Source organism: Pantoea sp. X-Soil-OKNW-713, from assembly GCF_059730685.1.
Genome location: NZ_AP035996.1, coordinates 114270 through 130327 on the forward strand (window position 1 = coordinate 114270; position 16058 = coordinate 130327).

General features: G+C 55.2%; 15 protein-coding genes. 6 read left to right on the plus strand and 9 right to left on the minus strand.

Translation table 11 applies throughout. The annotated features are described in order from the left end of the window. Positions 1-26: 26 nt before the first annotated feature. The 3 genes from AC6I8R_RS21015 to AC6I8R_RS21025 all read right to left on the minus strand — a co-directional run bounded on the left by AC6I8R_RS21015 (position 27) and on the right by AC6I8R_RS21025 (position 2241). Positions 27-752, minus strand: coding sequence for an SDR family oxidoreductase (locus AC6I8R_RS21015; RefSeq protein WP_497832819.1), 726 nt, complete (start codon positions 750-752; stop codon positions 27-29). Between the two features lie 73 nt (positions 753-825). After that, positions 826-1596, minus strand: coding sequence for an enoyl-CoA hydratase/isomerase family protein (locus AC6I8R_RS21020; protein ID WP_497832820.1), 771 nt, complete (start codon positions 1594-1596; stop codon positions 826-828). A gap of 27 nt (positions 1597-1623) precedes the next feature. Beyond that, a complete protein-coding gene (locus AC6I8R_RS21025) occupies positions 1624-2241 on the minus strand; it encodes a glutathione S-transferase family protein (RefSeq protein ID WP_497832821.1) in 618 nt (205 codons plus the stop codon). Positions 2242-2367: 126 nt separating this feature from the next. On the opposite strand from AC6I8R_RS21025, the gene AC6I8R_RS21030 reads away from it, so the two are divergent. Next, the gene (locus AC6I8R_RS21030) at positions 2368-3246 is read left to right on the plus strand and encodes a LysR family transcriptional regulator (RefSeq protein ID WP_497832822.1); all 879 of its coding nucleotides are present in this window, start codon (positions 2368-2370) and stop codon (positions 3244-3246) included. On the opposite strand, the gene AC6I8R_RS21035 is transcribed toward AC6I8R_RS21030, so the two are convergent. After that, on the minus strand, positions 3237-4175 hold the full coding sequence (locus tag AC6I8R_RS21035; protein ID WP_208725911.1) for a LysR family transcriptional regulator: 939 nt from the start codon (positions 4173-4175) through the stop codon (positions 3237-3239). The two genes, AC6I8R_RS21030 and AC6I8R_RS21035, sit on opposite strands and share 10 nt — an antisense overlap. 162 nt (positions 4176-4337) lie before the next feature. Between AC6I8R_RS21035 and AC6I8R_RS21040 the strand changes: the two genes are divergently transcribed. From AC6I8R_RS21040 to AC6I8R_RS21050, 3 genes are all read left to right on the plus strand, one after another. Further along, positions 4338-5672: an MFS transporter gene (locus AC6I8R_RS21040; protein ID WP_415174693.1), complete on the plus strand. Its 1335-nt coding sequence runs from the start codon at positions 4338-4340 to the stop codon at positions 5670-5672. A gap of 15 nt (positions 5673-5687) precedes the next feature. Then, entirely contained in the window at positions 5688-6854 is a 1167-nt protein-coding gene (locus AC6I8R_RS21045) for a M20 aminoacylase family protein (RefSeq protein ID WP_415174692.1), read from the plus strand. Positions 6855-7291: 437 nt separating this feature from the next. After that, the gene (locus tag AC6I8R_RS21050) at positions 7292-8644 is read left to right on the plus strand and encodes a carbohydrate porin (RefSeq protein WP_497832823.1); all 1353 of its coding nucleotides are present in this window, start codon (positions 7292-7294) and stop codon (positions 8642-8644) included. Between the two features lie 38 nt (positions 8645-8682). On the opposite strand, the gene AC6I8R_RS21055 is transcribed toward AC6I8R_RS21050, so the two are convergent. The 4 genes from AC6I8R_RS21055 to AC6I8R_RS21070 all read right to left on the minus strand — a co-directional run bounded on the left by AC6I8R_RS21055 (position 8683) and on the right by AC6I8R_RS21070 (position 13818). Further along, positions 8683-10062, minus strand: coding sequence for an MFS transporter (locus AC6I8R_RS21055; protein ID WP_497832824.1), 1380 nt, complete (start codon positions 10060-10062; stop codon positions 8683-8685). Positions 10063-10328: 266 nt separating this feature from the next. Continuing rightward, positions 10329-11120 (minus strand): AttM family quorum-quenching N-acyl homoserine lactonase, encoded by a 792-nt coding sequence (attM, locus tag AC6I8R_RS21060; protein ID WP_208725906.1) that lies wholly within the window; start codon positions 11118-11120, stop codon positions 10329-10331. A 54-nt stretch (positions 11121-11174) separates the two neighbouring features. Next, complete coding sequence (locus AC6I8R_RS21065) at positions 11175-12335, minus strand: iron-containing alcohol dehydrogenase (protein ID WP_497832825.1); 1161 nt, start codon at positions 12333-12335, stop codon at positions 11175-11177. Between the two features lie 28 nt (positions 12336-12363). Continuing rightward, positions 12364-13818: an NAD-dependent succinate-semialdehyde dehydrogenase gene (locus AC6I8R_RS21070; protein ID WP_497832826.1), complete on the minus strand. Its 1455-nt coding sequence runs from the start codon at positions 13816-13818 to the stop codon at positions 12364-12366. A gap of 71 nt (positions 13819-13889) precedes the next feature. Between AC6I8R_RS21070 and AC6I8R_RS21075 the strand changes: the two genes are divergently transcribed. Then, entirely contained in the window at positions 13890-14690 is an 801-nt protein-coding gene (locus tag AC6I8R_RS21075) for an IclR family transcriptional regulator (protein ID WP_497832827.1), read from the plus strand. Positions 14691-14727: 37 nt separating this feature from the next. Here the strand turns inward: AC6I8R_RS21075 and AC6I8R_RS21080 are convergent, their stop codons facing one another. Continuing rightward, positions 14728-15621 carry a LysR family transcriptional regulator gene (locus tag AC6I8R_RS21080; protein WP_497832828.1) on the minus strand — a complete coding sequence of 298 codons (894 nt, stop codon included), beginning with the start codon at positions 15619-15621 and terminating at the stop codon, positions 14728-14730. Positions 15622-15722: 101 nt separating this feature from the next. On the opposite strand from AC6I8R_RS21080, the gene AC6I8R_RS21085 reads away from it, so the two are divergent. After that, positions 15723-16052, plus strand: coding sequence for a YciI family protein (locus AC6I8R_RS21085; protein WP_208725901.1), 330 nt, complete (start codon positions 15723-15725; stop codon positions 16050-16052). The last annotated feature ends 6 nt before the right edge of the window (positions 16053-16058 follow it).

Consider the following 16058-nt stretch of genomic DNA (forward strand, 5'->3'; position numbering starts at 1 on the left):
CGCGCCGTTACTGGCTGTCGCTGGCTTTAAATCTGCGCTACCCCAATTGATGCTCCCCCATCGACATATAACGTCTGCCCCGTCATAAATCCCGCCTCTTCAGATAACAGGAACGCAATGGTTGCGGCGATCTCATCCGGCTGCCCGAAACGCTTCATCGGTACGCTACTGAGGTAACGCTGTTCTCCCAGACTGCCTGGGGGATTGCTGGCACGGAACAGTTCTGTTTCGGTGGGGCCTGGTGCCACGGCGTTTACGGTAATCCCCTGGGTTGCCAGTTCCAGCGCCCAGCTCCGGGTAAAGCTGACCAGCGCGGCTTTGGCCGCGGCATATGAGGTGCGCTGCGGCACGCCAAGTACCGTCAGGCTGGAAATATTAACTACCCGTCCGAAACCTCGCGACTGCATACCGGGTAATGCGGCCTGAGTTGCCAGCAACGCTGGCTGTAAATTCACTTTTAATACTTCATCCAGTGCATCGAGGGTGACGTCTGCCAGATATTGCGGGCGAACCAGGCCGACATTGTTGATGACGCCATCAAGGGGGAATTGGGCAGTGATGTCCCCCAGGGCTTGTTTGAATCCCGCGCTATCTGCCAGGTCCAGCGCGACAAAGTGACCGGGGAAGGGTTGGGCTGGCGCACTGCGCGCAATGCCAATCACCTGATGTCCACTGGCCGCCAAACGCTGTGAAAGTGCAAAGCCAATACCTTTACTGGCACCGGTAATCAGAAATGTTCTTTTCTGGCTCATGTTTTTAACTCCTGCAAACGTAAAAACCAGCACAGGTTGGCCTGTGCTGGTGGGGGGAAAATCTGCGTGATGATCAGACGCCGGAATTGGCCTGTAACGCCACATCCGCTGCACTGATGCCTTCCAGTGCCAGGCCATAGCCCGCGCCTTCATCGATCAGGCGGCGTAATTTTTGCGTCAGGGCGATACGCGTGTAGCGGGTGGTCAACGGCGGCAATGTCGCCAGCGACTCCGCCAGTTCATGTGCGCGCGTCAACAAATGGTCGCGTGGTACGATTTCATTAATCACGCCCCATTCCTTCGCTGTTGTCGCGTCCAGTTCCTGACGTGTGAGCAGGAAATAACGACCACGTACGCTACCGATAACTTCTGGCCATAACAGGTTAACGCCATCGCCGGGAACGATACCGAATTCGAAGTGCGGCTTATCCTGAAACACCGTATCCGGCGTTGCCAGGACCATATCCGCCAGCAATACATATTCGGAGTGCAGGCGAACCGGGCCGTTCAGTGCAGCGATCACCGGGACTTCAATATCGAGCAAGTTCATCAAGACTTTCTTCCCTTCGCGATAAATTTTGTCATAGCCGCGTGGCGTGAAGAAATCAAAGCCTTCCGGGCTGATGCTCTCCATAAACGCCTCACCTGAGCCTGTCAGGATCACGATGCGGTTGTCCGGGTCGGCACCAATCTGATGGAACAACTCGACAAATTCTTCGTGGGTGTGGCCGTTGAACAGTAACGCGCCGCCGTCCGTGTGAAACTTAACTTCCAGCACACCGCTGGCAGAACGGGTTAAGTGGGCATTGGCAAAGGCATGGCGATAGTTTTCAAAGCGAGACATGGCATAGTTCCTTTTCAGTTAGCGTAATTAAATAACAGCATTAAGTTTTTCAGTCGCCCGCTGAACGGCAGGGCGAGCAGAAAGGGTGTCGAACCAGCGGGCCAGATGCGGCAATCCGTCGAGACTTACGCCAGCAAATTCACGTCGCCAAAGCCAACCGTAGTGAGCGATATCGGCGATGCTGTACGCTTCACCGGCGAGGAACGGCTGCGTAGCGAGCAGGTTGTCCAGCAGGCCAGTGACACGCGCGGCTTCGGTATTGAAACGCTGCTGCGCCAGGGGTTGGGGTTCGCTGGCAAGACGATTAAAGAAGCCCGCCTGACCAAAAGCCGGACTGACGGCTGAAGCATGGAAAAACAGTTGTTCGAACACACGAGCGCGTGGCGCACCCGCAGCGGGTAATAAGCGTTGATGTTTCTCGGCGAGATAAACCAAAATTGCAGCCGATTCGCTCAGGGCCATATCGTTGCTGTGATCAACCAGCACCGGCACTTTTGCATTCGGGTTTAAGGCCAGAAAGTCCTGCTGTTTTTGCTCCCCTTGACGCACATTGACCGGGCGAAGTTGCCAGGCTTGCTGGATCTCTTCCAGCATAATGGCGGGCTTGATGCTGTTAGGTGTGGCGAAGGCATAGAGTTCGTACATCGGTTTTCTCCCGTGGTCAGGATGCGGTGACTGCATCCCGTTGTCGTTGCAGACAAGTATCTGCTAATGTCACCCGGTAATGGCAGACAGCAAAAAACGATAATGGATATTCCCAGGAGGAATAGGGTGGATCGATTTCAGGCGATGCAGATGTATGTTCAGGTGGTTGATGCAGGATCGTTTTCAGCAGCGGCACGGATTATGAACATCGGTCAACCGGCGGTTTCAAAAACCATCGCGCAGTTGGAGAAGCATCTCGAAGTACGCTTGCTACTGCGAACGACTCACGGGCTGACCCCTACCGAGGCCGGACAGCGCTACTACGAACGGGCACGTATTACGTTGCAACAGGCGGAAGAGGCTGAGATGGCGGCCCGTGGGGCGGGAAAAGGCTTATCGGGTGTCTTGCGTGTGGCCGCCGCACCGACGTTTTCCCGTTTGCATGTTATTCCTCATTTGGCTCGTTTTATGGACCAGCATCCGCAATTAAAGGTGGATATTGTGCTGGACGATCGCCCGATTGATCTGATCGCGGAAGGGATTGATATCTGCCTGCGCATGGGAACCTTGAATGATTCCAGCGCAGTGGCGCGCAAGCTGGCGACCACGCGACGTTCTGTGCTGGCGACACCTGCCTATCTGGCACGCTGTGGTTATCCACAACATCCACAGGACCTGACGCAACATCAGACGCTGGTGTTCAGCCAGCTCAACAACCTGTGGCGCTTTACCCGCGCGGGTGAGGAAGAGAGTGTGACCGCAGAAAGCCGTTTGCATTTAAGTGCCGCCGAGGGTATCCGGGCGGCGGTGTTGGCCGATATGGGTATCACCATCGCCTCAGACTGGATGTTTTCGCAGGAAATTATCAACGGCACGGTGCTGCGTGTGTTGACGGAATGGCAATTGCCCGACATTGATTTATGGGCCGTTTTCCCTGGTGGGCGCATGGCGACGGCGAAAGCACGCCAGTTTGCTTCCTTTGTTGAGTCGTGCCTTCAGCCCTGATTTACCACCATTTCGTGGGCATCACTTTGCTGCAACCAGTCACGGCTAATCACCCGTAGCAGCTCCAAAAAGCTGTGCCCGGCACTCGACAGACGGCCAATATTGGCACACAGAATGCCGATGTCGGTGGCCGGAAGTACCTCCTTCAAGGACAAGGGGCGCAAGCTTTCCTGATAACCAGGAAAGCGCAGCCTTACCGAGGTCCACATGCTGACCATCTCCGCTTCTTCCATTAAACGCGCCATGATGGTGGGTGATGAGCAGTGGATCACCCGTTCCGGTAGCGGCAGGTTATAGCGGCGGAAAACCTGCGCCAGAATGGAATGGTCGCCCGGCTCATCCCAATCCAGCCAGGTGTAGCTCAGCAAATTGCGCAATGACGTGGTGTGGGTAATCGGATGCTGTTTACCGGCGATGATGGCGTTGCTCAGGGAATAGAGCATTTCATAATACATCGGGGCAATACGCATCCCATCAGTGGAAGAAATCACGGCGAGGTCGATACGGTGATTCTCCAGCGCATCATAAAGCTGATGGGGACGTCCCTCCATCGCGATCAGTTTTACGCCGGGAAAGCGTTGCTGGTACTGAAGTAACGTGGTGGTAAATGGCCCCCAGGCGGCGGCAGAAGTGAAACCGACACGAAGCTGGCGCATCGCTTTACCCAGCAGGTGGTCAATCTCTTCACGCGCCTGACTCAACGAGCGATCGATATCGCGCGCATGACGCAGCAGTACCTGCCCGTACTCATTCAGCACTACGCCGCGCGAAGATCGCTCGACAATTGGCATGCCGATCTCCGCTTCCATCTCCTGAATGGTTTTACTGATGGCGGGTTGTGTCAGGTGCAGAGTGCGGGCGGCTTTGCCAATGCTGCCCTGAGCCGCCACTTCCAGTAACACATCGAGCTGATTGAGTTTTATTTTCACGTTTTCCTCGGGCTTCACTCACGAGATGGTGCAGAAAACGCACCATCAGCATTCAGGACAGATAACTCAGGGCATAACAATTTCTCATGATTGAAATGTAATTTATTTATGACAATAGTGCACCTTCCACCGTTTATTGAACGTTACTGGAAGGATATGCGTATGAATAAAGTCAAATGTGCGCCTGCCGAAGCGGAGGCTGCGGTATCGCTTCCTTTCAGCGCTACCGCTATGGATAGCCGACGAGCTCATGCAAAATCGCTGTTTGCCGTGACCCTCGGCAATGGTCTCGAAATCTATGATTTCGCTGTTTACAGCTTCTTTTCTGTCATCATTGGACACCTTTTCTTTCCCACCGATAGTGATTCCGCCTCGTTACTCCTGGCGGTGGCGACTTTTGGCGTCGGTTTTTTTATGCGACCGCTCGGCAGCCTGGTGCTGGGGCACTACGCCGATAAGCATGGGCGTAAAGCGGCCCTGACGTTGATTATGGCGCTGATGGCGCTGGGCGTGGCGTTGGTCGCCTTTGCACCGACCTATGAACAGGTCGGTATGCTGGCCCCGGCCTTACTGGTTTGCGGGCGTTTGCTACAGGGTTTCTCCGCCGGTGGCGAAGTGGGCGCCGCGACCAGTTGGTTAATGGAGGCGGGAGGCAAGTCACAGCGAGGCGTTCGTGTCAGTTGGCAAATGGCCAGCCAGGGCGGTGCGGCATTGCTCGGGGCGGCGATGGGGGCGTTATTAACTCATAGCTTAAGCCATGATGCCCTGTATAGCTGGGGCTGGCGCATACCGTTCATCGTTGGGCTGGCGATTATGCCGGTGGGGATCTATATCCGTCGCCACCTGAATGAAACCCATACGCCATCGGCTGTTCACGCCGAGGGAACACCGGCAGCCCGTCTGTGGCGCGAACATCGCCGCACTATGCTGCTGGGTATTCTGCTGGTGATGAAAAGTACCACCACGTTTTACATCATCGTCTATTACATGCCCGCCTATATGGTGCATACCCTGCACATGCCGGAGGGGACGTCGTACTGGATTAGCCTGATGGCCGCGACATTAACGCTGGTGGTGCCGTTCTTTGCCGGGAAACTGGCGGATCGCCTGCCGCGCCGCAAGCCATTGTTGTTGGGCTGCGGCATCGGATCGCTGTTGCTGGTATGGCCGATCTTTGCCAGCCTGCACCACGGCGCACCTTTTGCACTGACTATCGCCCTGATTAGCCTTGATCAGATTCTGGCGAATATCACGGCGGTAGCCTTTTTCCTGCTGATCCTCGAAGCCTTTCCGCGTCCGGTGCGCGCCTCGGGTATGGCGTTAATCTATGCCATTGGCGTCACCCTGTTCGGCGGCTTTGCCCAATTTAATGTGACCTGGTTATTGAATGTCACTGGCGATGCTATGGCTCCGGCGTGGTATCTGCTGTTGAGTGCAGTGGTGTCCTTGTCGGCGTTGCTGGCATGGCGTGAGCAACCGGTTTTATCCGATGACTAAAAGCTGAGGTTTGACATGTTGATTAAAGAAATTCTCGCATTCGAAGACGAGATGATTGCGATCCGCCGTGATTTTCATCAGCACCCGGAATTGGGTTTTGAAGAGGTTCGTACCAGCGCGCGCATTGCCGAACTGCTGACGTCATGGGGTTATGACGTGCATCGTGGCCTGGGTGGCACTGGCGTAGTGGGTACGCTGAAGGCAGGTAACGGCAGCAAACGGCTGGGATTACGCGCCGATATGGACGCCTTACCAATGCAGGAGTTAGCCGATATTCCGTGGCGCAGCCAGGTGCCGGGCAAAATGCACGCCTGCGGCCACGATGGGCACTGCGCGATGCTGCTCTCGGCGGCGCGTTATCTGGCGGAAAAACGTCCCTTCAGTGGCACATTACATGTGATCTTCCAACCGTCGGAAGAGTCATACGGTGGGGCGCGCCGCATGATGGATGACGGTTTATTTCGTTTGTTCCCCTGCGATGCGGTGTTTGGTCTGCACAATTTTCCGTTGTTGCCTGCCGGACATTTTTTTACCAAACCCGGGCCCCTGATGGCCTCCTCCGACAGCATGACCATTACGCTCCACGGTAAAGGGGGGCATGGCGCGACACCGGAAAACACCCTTGACCCCACCGTGGCGGGGGCGGCGATAGTGATGGCGTTACAAACCATCGTGTCACGCAATGTTGATCCACAGGATGCGGTGGTGGTCACGGTAGGAAGCCTGCAAAGTGGCAGTACCCATAACGTCATCCCGGACAGCGCGTTACTCAAACTCAATCTGCGTACCTTCAGTGCGAAGGTGCGTGAGCAGGCGAAGGCGAGGATTGAACAACTGGTACAGGCGCAGGCCGCCAGTTTTGGCCTGACCGCCACTATCCAGCCTGATTTTGGCTACCCGGTCACCATCAATCATGTGGCGGAAACGGACTTCGCGACCCAGGTGGCACGGGATACCTTCGGTGCCGACCGTGTTGCCGATTACGCGGAGGTCAAACCGCTGATGGGCAGCGAGGATTTTGCTTTTATGCTGGAGGACGTACCAGGAAACTATATCTGGCTGGGCACCAGCACCGGCGAAGCAGACTACGCGGTGCACCATCCGTTGTATCAATTTAATGATGCCTGCCTGTCGACCGGCGCAACCTATTGGGCGCGATTAACGGAAGCCTTTCTGCGTTAAGGAAAAGTGGCGGCAAGCCGGTCAATAAATGACCGGCTATTTCTCCGGGTAAGCGGGGCGCGGCCCGGAGAAGTTTATCCACAGGGTTTTGGCGCGGATATGCACCCGTAATGTGGACAACCCCAATTGCGCCGCTACGGAATGTGCTTTAATGCGCAGACCTGAAAGCGATGTTAATAAGATCTCCTTCACATTATTTAATTAAGGTTTCGATAACCGCTTGCCTGTGCGTCGTACTTTGATGATGATGCTCCCCATTCAGGATTGTTACTGTTTTACAGGCAAAACCTAAATCACCTGGCTCTCGTTATTCAGAGTCCGGCGATTTAGGTTTTTTTTTGCTCAAAATTCCGACAGTGAATTGACTCAGGCAGATATTTATCTGCCGGGTTAACTACGCCCTAAAAAAGAGAGAAGAGATAATCATGATAAAAAGCATGAGGGTTTTTCGTTCGACAATTCTGGCTGGATTACTTTTTACTGCGCTAAATACCCACGCTGAAGACCCGCAGTGGAATGGTACGGTATTGGGATTTGAAGCACCGGGTAAAGGTTTACTGGGTGATATGCTGGGAATTCGTCCCATTCTGAGCGATAACGGCTTTAACTATAATTTTCAGTATCTCAATGAAAATGCGTACAACATCGCCGGGGGCTACAATCACGATCACCACCTCGCCTATATTGATCAATTTGCCATCACGTTTACCCAGGATTTAGAACGCTTTACCGGTATTCCCGATGCCACCCTTGAAGGCAATATTGTTAACCGTAATCACGATGACAGCCTGCTGACAAAACGGGTGCAGGATGCGCGGGTGAATATTAATGATGCCACCCAGGAAAGTGCCGGAACCGGTTCAATTACCCGTCTGGGCTGGTTAACCTTCAGCCGAACATTTGACGATCGCCGGTTACAATGGCGTATCGGGATGATGAATAAAGTCCAGACATTCGACCAAATTGCGCCCTGTGATTTTCAGACGCTGATGTTGTGCGGTGGTAAATCAGCCAACTCAATGTTGTGGAACAACTGGAATATTCACACCTGGGGAACCACGTTTGCGTATAAAGTCACCCCTGAATTGACCCTGAAAGCGGGTATTCTGGAGCAAAATCCCTCGGCTACCGATCGCAGCCATGCCTGGAGTTGGTCAACCAAAGGTAGCAAAGGGTTTATTTTGCCGCTGGAAGTGGAGTGGAAAACCCACATTCATCAATTACCCGGTATTTATAATTTAGGTACGCAATTTACTAACGCCAAACAATCCGATCTTTACAGCGGTAAAACACAAAATGCCGGGGCGAATGATCCTGAAGGTTATAAAGAATATAACCGTACCTGGTTTTTTTACGGCGGATTTAATCAGCAACTCACTCGCCATGCAGATGACGCTAATCGCGGCTTAAGTGGTGGCATCAATGCGGGATTTGGCGACCAGCGCAGTAATTATATCCACTACGTCACCGCGGCGACCCTGCGTTATCGTGGGTTGTTTGATGCCCGCCCGGAAGACTGGATTGGTGTGGGCGTGTCGTATATCGATATCAGCAATCACTACAGCCGCAATCAGCAGGAGAAAAATAGCCTGCAAGGGGTGAGTGATTATTATGATCCGTTGTACAGCCCGGTGCCGGGCCATGCGGTAAACGCTGAGCTTTATTATCGCTTCCGTCCTGTGAGCTGGCTGGAGTTACAACCGGGCATTCAATACTGGCACCGCCCAGGCAGCCTGAGCGAAACTCAGGATGCCTGGGTGGGTGAGCTGAAAACGGTGGTGACGTTCTAATCCGCTGTTTCGTAATGGCGCGATAAATCGCGCCGCTACTATCGGTTATTTAGGGTTTGTGACAGCGCGGGGATGTCGGCAAGTCCGGCGCCTTTGATTTTTAGGGTTAAAGGAAGGTTGCGATGCAACATGATACTCAGCGCTGCCAGCAGGGCGGGCAGGGCGAGGACAAAGAAAATCGCCGACTGTCCAGGGAAAGCGCCCATCAGAAGTCCACCGACAGAAGAACTGAGGATCGCTCCGGTACGGCCAATGCCATGCATCCAGCTTACGCCGGTGGCGCGGATTTCCGTGGGATAATAAGCCGGTGAGTAAACCTGTAGGCCGTTTTGCGCACCGTTGATGCACATGCCGATGACAAAAATGAAGGCCCCAAGCGCCACACCACTAAAGCCGAACATCCCCTGCGCCACCAGGCACAGACAGCCGAGCAGGTAAACCACACCAATCACATATTTGGCGTGCAGCTTATCCATCAGCGCACCGACAATAATGCCGCCTAACGGCCCGCCGAGCTGGAACAACCCGGCCAGAATCGCCGCCTGCTCCAGCGAAATGCCGCCAGAGCGCATAATGGTTGGCAGCCAGCCGTTCAGCAGGTAAATCACGAACAGCCCCATAAAGTAGGTCAGCCACAGGATAATGGTGCCGCGTGCAAAACCATGACGGAACAGTTGCGAAATCGGGCTGTGACCATTCACACGAGGTGAGTGCAGCACAAAGCTGCTGTCATGACTGAAGCTGCCGCCCATCCGGTTCAGCAGCGCGGCAATCTGGCGACGCGGTGCTTTGCGCACCAGCAGATTCAGGGCGGATTCCGGCAACAGCCAGATAAAAAACGGCAACATCAACAGCGGAACGATACCGCCAAATACCAGCACCGCTTGCCACGACCAGATACTCAGCAAGCCCGCGGCGATAAAGCCACCCAGACCGGAACCAATGTTAAAGCCGCTGAACATCAGAGTGATCATCACCCCTTTGCGGCGTTCCGGCATATATTCCGACAGCAGGGTGACGCAGTTCGGCATTACCGCCCCCAGTCCCAGCCCGGTGAGAAAGCGCAGCAGCGCCATTTGCAGCGGCGTACCGGCAAAAGCGCAGGCAAGGCTAAACGCCGAGAACACCAGGAAGGAGAGCAGAATGATACGTTTACGGCCAAAGCGATCGGAAAGCGGTCCGGCAATTAGCGCGCCGATGGCGACGCCAAACATTGCCGCCCCAAGGATCGGTCCCATCGCCGCGCGGGAGATACCCCAATGTTCAATCAGCGCCGGAGCAATAAAACCCATAGCGGCGGCATCGTAACCGTCGAACATGATGATGATCAGGCAGAGGAATAACACACGCCATTGGAAGCGTGAAATCGGCCGGGCGTCGATCCATGCTTTGATATCGACCAGGTTGTTTGTGTTCATGGGTACGCTCTCTGTTATGCCGTGTCAGACGGCTATTGTCATGGTGAGAGAAATTTAACAATCCGATCACACCTTAAGCATGGCAGGGGGCAGTGTCTGTCAAAAAAGGCTTTTAGGGGTATGAGTTAGATTTATATTGTGAGCTGGCTGACAATCTGCGAGAGAGGGAAAGCGTGGCCACGCTGGGTTTGGCCGCTGGAGAGGTAAAGTTAACGTATGAATTTCGTTTAGCAGGCAGCAAAAAGGGGCTTAACGCCCCTCGGGATTCAGGAATAGTATTCGGGGGCTTTTTTAAATCCGGCCCAGGCATCCGGATCATGGCCGGTGACGACAATCGCATCTGCCCGTTCGGCGACCGCACGCAGCTTCTGCACCGAGCGCACCGAATCCACCGCCGAGGCGAGGAAGCCGGGCAGCGCTTTTTGCTCCCAGTGATCCACCGTATAGGCCGCATCTATGGTCAGTAGCAGGGGTTTGCTATTGGGCAGACGGACCAGGAAGGATTGGTGTCCGGGCGCGTGACCGGGCGAGAAAATAGTGGTCAGGGTGCCATCACCGTAGATGTCGTAGAAATCATCATCGGTGCCGTTCAGGAATTGCCAGTTCAGGCCGGGACGATCGAAATCGTGGCGGATATAGCCGCCCGCCGCAAACCAGTCCGGGGTAAAGGCATACTCATACTCGGCGCGTTGCACAATATGCCGGGCATTCGGGAAGCGGCCAATGGCACCAGTGTGGTCAAGATGCAGGTGCGACTGCACCACATATTTCACATCCGCCGGGTCGATGCCGAGCGCTTTGACCTGATCGACACAGCCCTGGTCTTCGCCCAATACCGGCCAGTAGACATCACAAATCCCGCCCCAATAACCGCGCGGATCGGTGGCCACTTCAATCGCGTTACCGCCATCGATAATGGTGTGACCATCAGGATGGGTGATCAGAAAGAAGGGGACCGGGATTTCATAATCGGCCCCCGAACCCTGGTTCATCTTGATGTTGTGAACCTTACATTTCAGGGTGCCGGACTGGAGCATGTAGAGTCGTATATCTTTCATACTGGGCATTCCTCTGGTTAGTCGTGGGTACTTTTTTGTTTTAGGGGAAAGAACTTAAAAGGCTTCGCGGTACAGATTCAGCGCGTCCTGCTCCAGCACCTCTACCGGGTTATTGGTGAGCAGACGGGTTTGCAACATGGCATCACTTGCCAGGCGAGGCAAACTCTCCTCGGTGACGCCAACATCACGTAAGCGGCGCGGTGCGCCGCTGCGCTCCATCAGTTGCAGCATATGTTCGACAAAGGCGCTGGCACGGGTAGCGGCATCGCCGCTGCCGGCCACGCCCAGCACTTCCGCCAGTTCGGCATACAGCGGTGCTGCGGCGCTGGCGTTATAACTCAACACCGGCCCGAGCATCAGCGCATTGGAAAGACCGTGCGCGACATGGTAGTGCCCTCCCAACGGGTAGGCGAGGGCGTGCACCGCGGCAACGGGGGAATTGGCAAACGCCTGACCGGCAAGGGTCGCGCCGAGCAACATCCCTTCGCGCGCTGCGCGGTTGCTGCCATCCTGGCAGGCGGTGATCAGATTGGCCCCCAGCAGTCGTAGCGCTTCACGCGCCAGAGCATCGGACAACGGATTTTTCTTGTGCTTGCTGGTGTAGGCCTCGATGGCATGCACCATAGCGTCGATACCGGTGGCGGCGGTATGGATTTGCGGCAGACCTACGGTGAGTTCGGCATCGAGCAGCACGAAATCGGCATACAGTTGTGGCGCAACCACGCCCATCTTGGTGGTTTCACCGGTGGTGATGATGGCGATATTGGTCACTTCAGAGCCGGTGCCAGCGGTGGTGGGGATCAGCACCAGCGGCAGTCGGGAACCGGTTACCTTGCCAATGCCGTACATCTCGGCTAACGGTTGATCACCTTCGGCCATTACCGCCGCGACTTTGGCGATATCCAGCGAGGAGCCACCGCCGAGGCCGATAATGATATCGGCACCGACCTGTTTCACGGCGTCAACGCAGGCGTGGACAATCGCCTCCGGCGGATCCGCCACCACCTGATCAAACACGCTGACGCTAAATCCGGCAGTGGTGAGATTCTCGACGATCGGCGCAATCAGACCGGCTTTAACCAACCCGGCGTCGGTGATCAGGCAGGCGTTGCGTTGTGTAAAACGACTGGCGATGCTGGTGCCGAGTTGCTGCGCACCTCCCCACTTCATCTCAATCGAGGGTACGGTGCGGAACTCAAATGGATTGATAGTCATCTCATCTCCTCTTTGTTGGCTGCTCGAATCAGGCGATTTCTGAGCACAGGTATTTAATTTCCAGGTACTCATCAATGCCGTGATGGGAACCTTCACGGCCGAGGCCGGATTGTTTGACGCCACCGAACGGCGCGACCTCGTTAGAGATCAGTCCGGTGTTGTGGCCGACCATGCCGTATTCCAGCGCTTCGGCTACCCGCCAGGTGCGGCGCACATTTTCGGTATAGAAATAGGCGGCAAGGCCAAACTCGGTATCGTTCGCCATCGCAATCACCTCTTCTTCGCTGTGAAAGCGGAACAGTGGGGCGACCGGGCCGAAGGTTTCCTCGCGCGCGATTTTCATCTGCTGGGTGACCTCCGCCAGCACGGTCGGTTCGAAAAATGTCCCGCCGAGGGCATGAGTCTTACCACCGGTCACCAGTCGTGCTCCTTTTGCCAGCGCATCGGCGATATGCTCCTCGACTTTTTTGACGGCGTTGCCATCGATTAGCGGCCCAATCAGCACCTCCGGTTGATGACCTTCGCCCACTTTCAGCGCCGCTACTCGCGCTGCGAGTTTTTCCGCAAACTGGTCGTAAACCGCGTCCTGCACATAAAGGCGGTTGGAGCAGACGCAGGTCTGACCGGCGTTACGGTATTTGGAGGCGATCGCCCCTTCGACAGCGGCATCGAGGTCGGCGTCCTCAAACACAATAAAAGGGGCGTTACCCCCCAGCTCCAGCGACAGCTTTTTGATGGTCGGTGCGCACTGGGCCATCAACAGGCGGCCAACCTGGGTCGAGCCGGTAAAGGAGAGTTTGGTGACGATATCGCTGGCGGTAAGCACGCCGCCCAGCTCACGCGCATCGCCGGTGATCACCTGGAACACGCCGGCCGGCATGCCAGCCTGTTGCGCCAGTTCTGCCAGCGCCAACGCGGTCAGCGGTGTTTTTTCGGCGGGACGGACGATCATGGTGCAACCTGCGGCCAGGGCGGGCGCGGCTTTGCGGGTGATCATCGCGGCCGGGAAATTCCACGGGGTGATGGCGGCACAGACGCCAATCGGCTGTTTGATCACCACAATCCGTTTGTTATTGGTCGGAGCCGGAATGGTTTCGCCATACACACGTTTGGCTTCCTCGGCGAACCACTCGACAAAGGAGGCGGCATACAGCGCTTCGCCTTTAGCTTCCGCCAGCGGTTTTCCTTGCTCTGCGGTCATCAGGGCCGCGAGGTCGTCGGCATTGTCGACCATCAGCGTGAACCAGCGACGCAGCACGGCGGTGCGATCTTTGGCCGCCATTTTGCTCCAACTGCGGAACGCCGTTTGTGCTGCGCGAATTGCGTTCTCCGTATCGGACGCCGAGAGAGCAGGTACGGTGGCAATAATTTTTCCGGTGGCAGGATTATCTACTTCAATCACTTCACCTTTGCTGCCGCTGACCCATTCGCCATTTACCAGACAACGGTCGCGTAACAATGTTGGGTTTTTTAGTTTGATCATCGACTCCCCCTTGAGATAAGTTCAATATATTGAACTAAGATCTGTATAGTGAACATTGGACAGGGGGCAGTATGTCAGGGGATTCCGTAACAAAAAGCGATCAAACGCGCAAAAATATTGATACTGTTCCTGCGCTGCGTCGGGCGGTGACCATTCTTGATCTGGTTGCCGCGCAGGGCGGCGCACTCTCTGCGGCGGATATCACGCGTCAACTGGCCCTGCCAAAAAGTACCGCGCATGGGCAGTTGAATGTCCTGACGGAACTGGGGCTGTTAGTCAGGACCGCCGATGGAGCGTTCCGCCTCGGACCGCATCTGATGCGCTGGGCTGACGGTTTTTTGTCACAGATGGATATCGTGGCGCTGTTCCGGGAATACTTTGCCAGCGACAGCGAGCTGAATGGCTATACCATCACGCTGACTGTGCTCGACCGCGATGAAGTGGTCTACATCAGTTGCCGAAATTCAGAAAAACCCCTCGGCCATACGTTCCGTATTGGTATGCGGTTGCCTGCCCCTTTTACCGCTACCGGCAAGGTGCTGCTTTCCGAACTGCCCGACGACGCGCTGGCGGCATTGTTCGCGAACGGTTTCCCTCAGCCCATGACAGCTGCCGGCGTGAGTAACCTTGATGAGTTGCGTCAGGAGTTGATCGCGATCCGCGCGCGCCATTTTTCGATTGATAACGGTCAGATTCACGCCGCGATGACCTGCGTTGGCGCAGCGATTTATGATCATACCGGCAAGGCGATTGCGGGCATCGCTACCAGTTTTCTCAGCAGCGAAGCCCGGACGGGGTTGGTTGAAAGTTTGGGTGAAAAGATGCGTGAAGCGGCGTTGGCGCTTTCACGCCAGTGTGGATATCAGGGGTGAGAACCGATATCCGGTAGCGGCGCGATTTATCGCGCAGTCAGTGAAAGTATTCGCATAACGCGTCAATAAACACCCGGTAACGGGTTTCGTTGACGCGCGCAGGTTGCCAGAGCAGATGCATTGCCTGTTCCGGGCATGGGTAGTCAGCCAGAATAGCAACCAATTGCCCCCGTTTGAGTGGCAAGGCCAGCGCTTTATCATAACCCATGACCACGCCTGCTCCCCGGATAGCGGCCTCCAGCAAGGCGCCCCAATCGTTAATCTTCAGCCGGGAATTAACGTCAACGTCATAAAGTAATCCCTCGCTGATAAACGGCCAGCAATCGCTCAATCCTGCCTGCCAGGGCGCGAATGTCAGGCATTGATGATGTGCCAGATCGGCGGGGTGTTGCGGCCAGCCCTGTTTCGCCAGGTACTCTGGCGCAGCGCAGGTAATGAGCCGATAGGCGGCTAAGGGCCGCGCGGCCAGTCGCAAGTTTTTATCCAGTTCACCAATGCGGATCACCGCATCAAAATCTGCCGCTGCCGGATTGATCACGTCGTCCGACAGCGTGAGTTCGATATTGATGTGGGGATAGCGCGCCAGAAAATCAGTGAGAAAGTCAGTCAGGGCGTAGCGTCCAAAGGTGACAGGTGCATTCAACCGCAAGGTACCGCTGGCAACGTCAGCACTGCCACTGGCTTCACTATCGGCATCGGCAATCGCCTGTAAAATCGTCAGGCAGCGTTTGAAATATTGGTTGCCAGTCGGGGTAAGACTCTGCTGACGTGTTGTTCGTGTGAGTAAACGTGTTTCCAGCTGCTTTTCCATTGAAGCGATGTGCCGGGCCACCATCTGCGGTGACATAGCCAGCTTTTCCGCCGCAGCAACAAAAGATCCCTGTTGTACGGTGGCGACAAATACGCGCATCCCGGTGATTTTGTCCAACATTAACAACTCCTGGTTGTTTCAGAGCGCAATATCAGGTCATTTTAAGTATCAATAGTACTTATTACACTCGCTTTTAATCAGCAAATAAGCAGAGGTGAATCATGAGTATCTATATTGTGAGAATGGACCATCCGGCAGGTCCCGAGTGGAATAGCTTTGTTCGGGAACATGTGGTTTATCTGAAGGACTTGATTAAACAAGGGAAACTTATCGCTTCAGGGCCGCTGAAGCAGACTCCGCTACGCGCTGGTTTTTTGATTTTCAACGCAGATAGCCGTGAAGAAGTGAGCAAGCTGGTGAATGCTGATCCTTTTGCGCGTGAAAATCTCATTGCGCAACTGGACATACAGGAATGGGACCCGCTATTTGGTCAACTTACGGCATTGTCGAGTCGCGTCACCGCCAGTGAGTTGCAGGATCTGGTGGATTAATGCCAA

Coding starts and splice junctions, on each gene's coding strand:
- AC6I8R_RS21065 (WP_497832825.1), bottom strand. CDS start 12,335: ATGACTATCAATCCATTTGAGTTCCGCACCGTACCCTCGATTGAGATG.
- AC6I8R_RS21070 (WP_497832826.1), bottom strand. CDS start 13,818: ATGATCAAACTAAAAAACCCAACATTGTTACGCGACCGTTGTCTGGTA.
- attM (WP_208725906.1), bottom strand. CDS start 11,120: ATGAAAGATATACGACTCTACATGCTCCAGTCCGGCACCCTGAAATGT.
- AC6I8R_RS21085 (WP_208725901.1), top strand. CDS start 15,723: ATGAGTATCTATATTGTGAGAATGGACCATCCGGCAGGTCCCGAGTGG.
- AC6I8R_RS21025 (WP_497832821.1), bottom strand. CDS start 2,241: ATGTACGAACTCTATGCCTTCGCCACACCTAACAGCATCAAGCCCGCC.
- AC6I8R_RS21075 (WP_497832827.1), top strand. CDS start 13,890: ATGTCAGGGGATTCCGTAACAAAAAGCGATCAAACGCGCAAAAATATT.
- AC6I8R_RS21020 (WP_497832820.1), bottom strand. CDS start 1,596: ATGTCTCGCTTTGAAAACTATCGCCATGCCTTTGCCAATGCCCACTTA.
- AC6I8R_RS21080 (WP_497832828.1), bottom strand. CDS start 15,621: ATGTTGGACAAAATCACCGGGATGCGCGTATTTGTCGCCACCGTACAA.
- AC6I8R_RS21050 (WP_497832823.1), top strand. CDS start 7,292: ATGAGGGTTTTTCGTTCGACAATTCTGGCTGGATTACTTTTTACTGCG.
- AC6I8R_RS21040 (WP_415174693.1), top strand. CDS start 4,338: ATGAATAAAGTCAAATGTGCGCCTGCCGAAGCGGAGGCTGCGGTATCG.
- AC6I8R_RS21045 (WP_415174692.1), top strand. CDS start 5,688: ATGTTGATTAAAGAAATTCTCGCATTCGAAGACGAGATGATTGCGATC.
- AC6I8R_RS21055 (WP_497832824.1), bottom strand. CDS start 10,062: ATGAACACAAACAACCTGGTCGATATCAAAGCATGGATCGACGCCCGG.
- AC6I8R_RS21015 (WP_497832819.1), bottom strand. CDS start 752: ATGAGCCAGAAAAGAACATTTCTGATTACCGGTGCCAGTAAAGGTATT.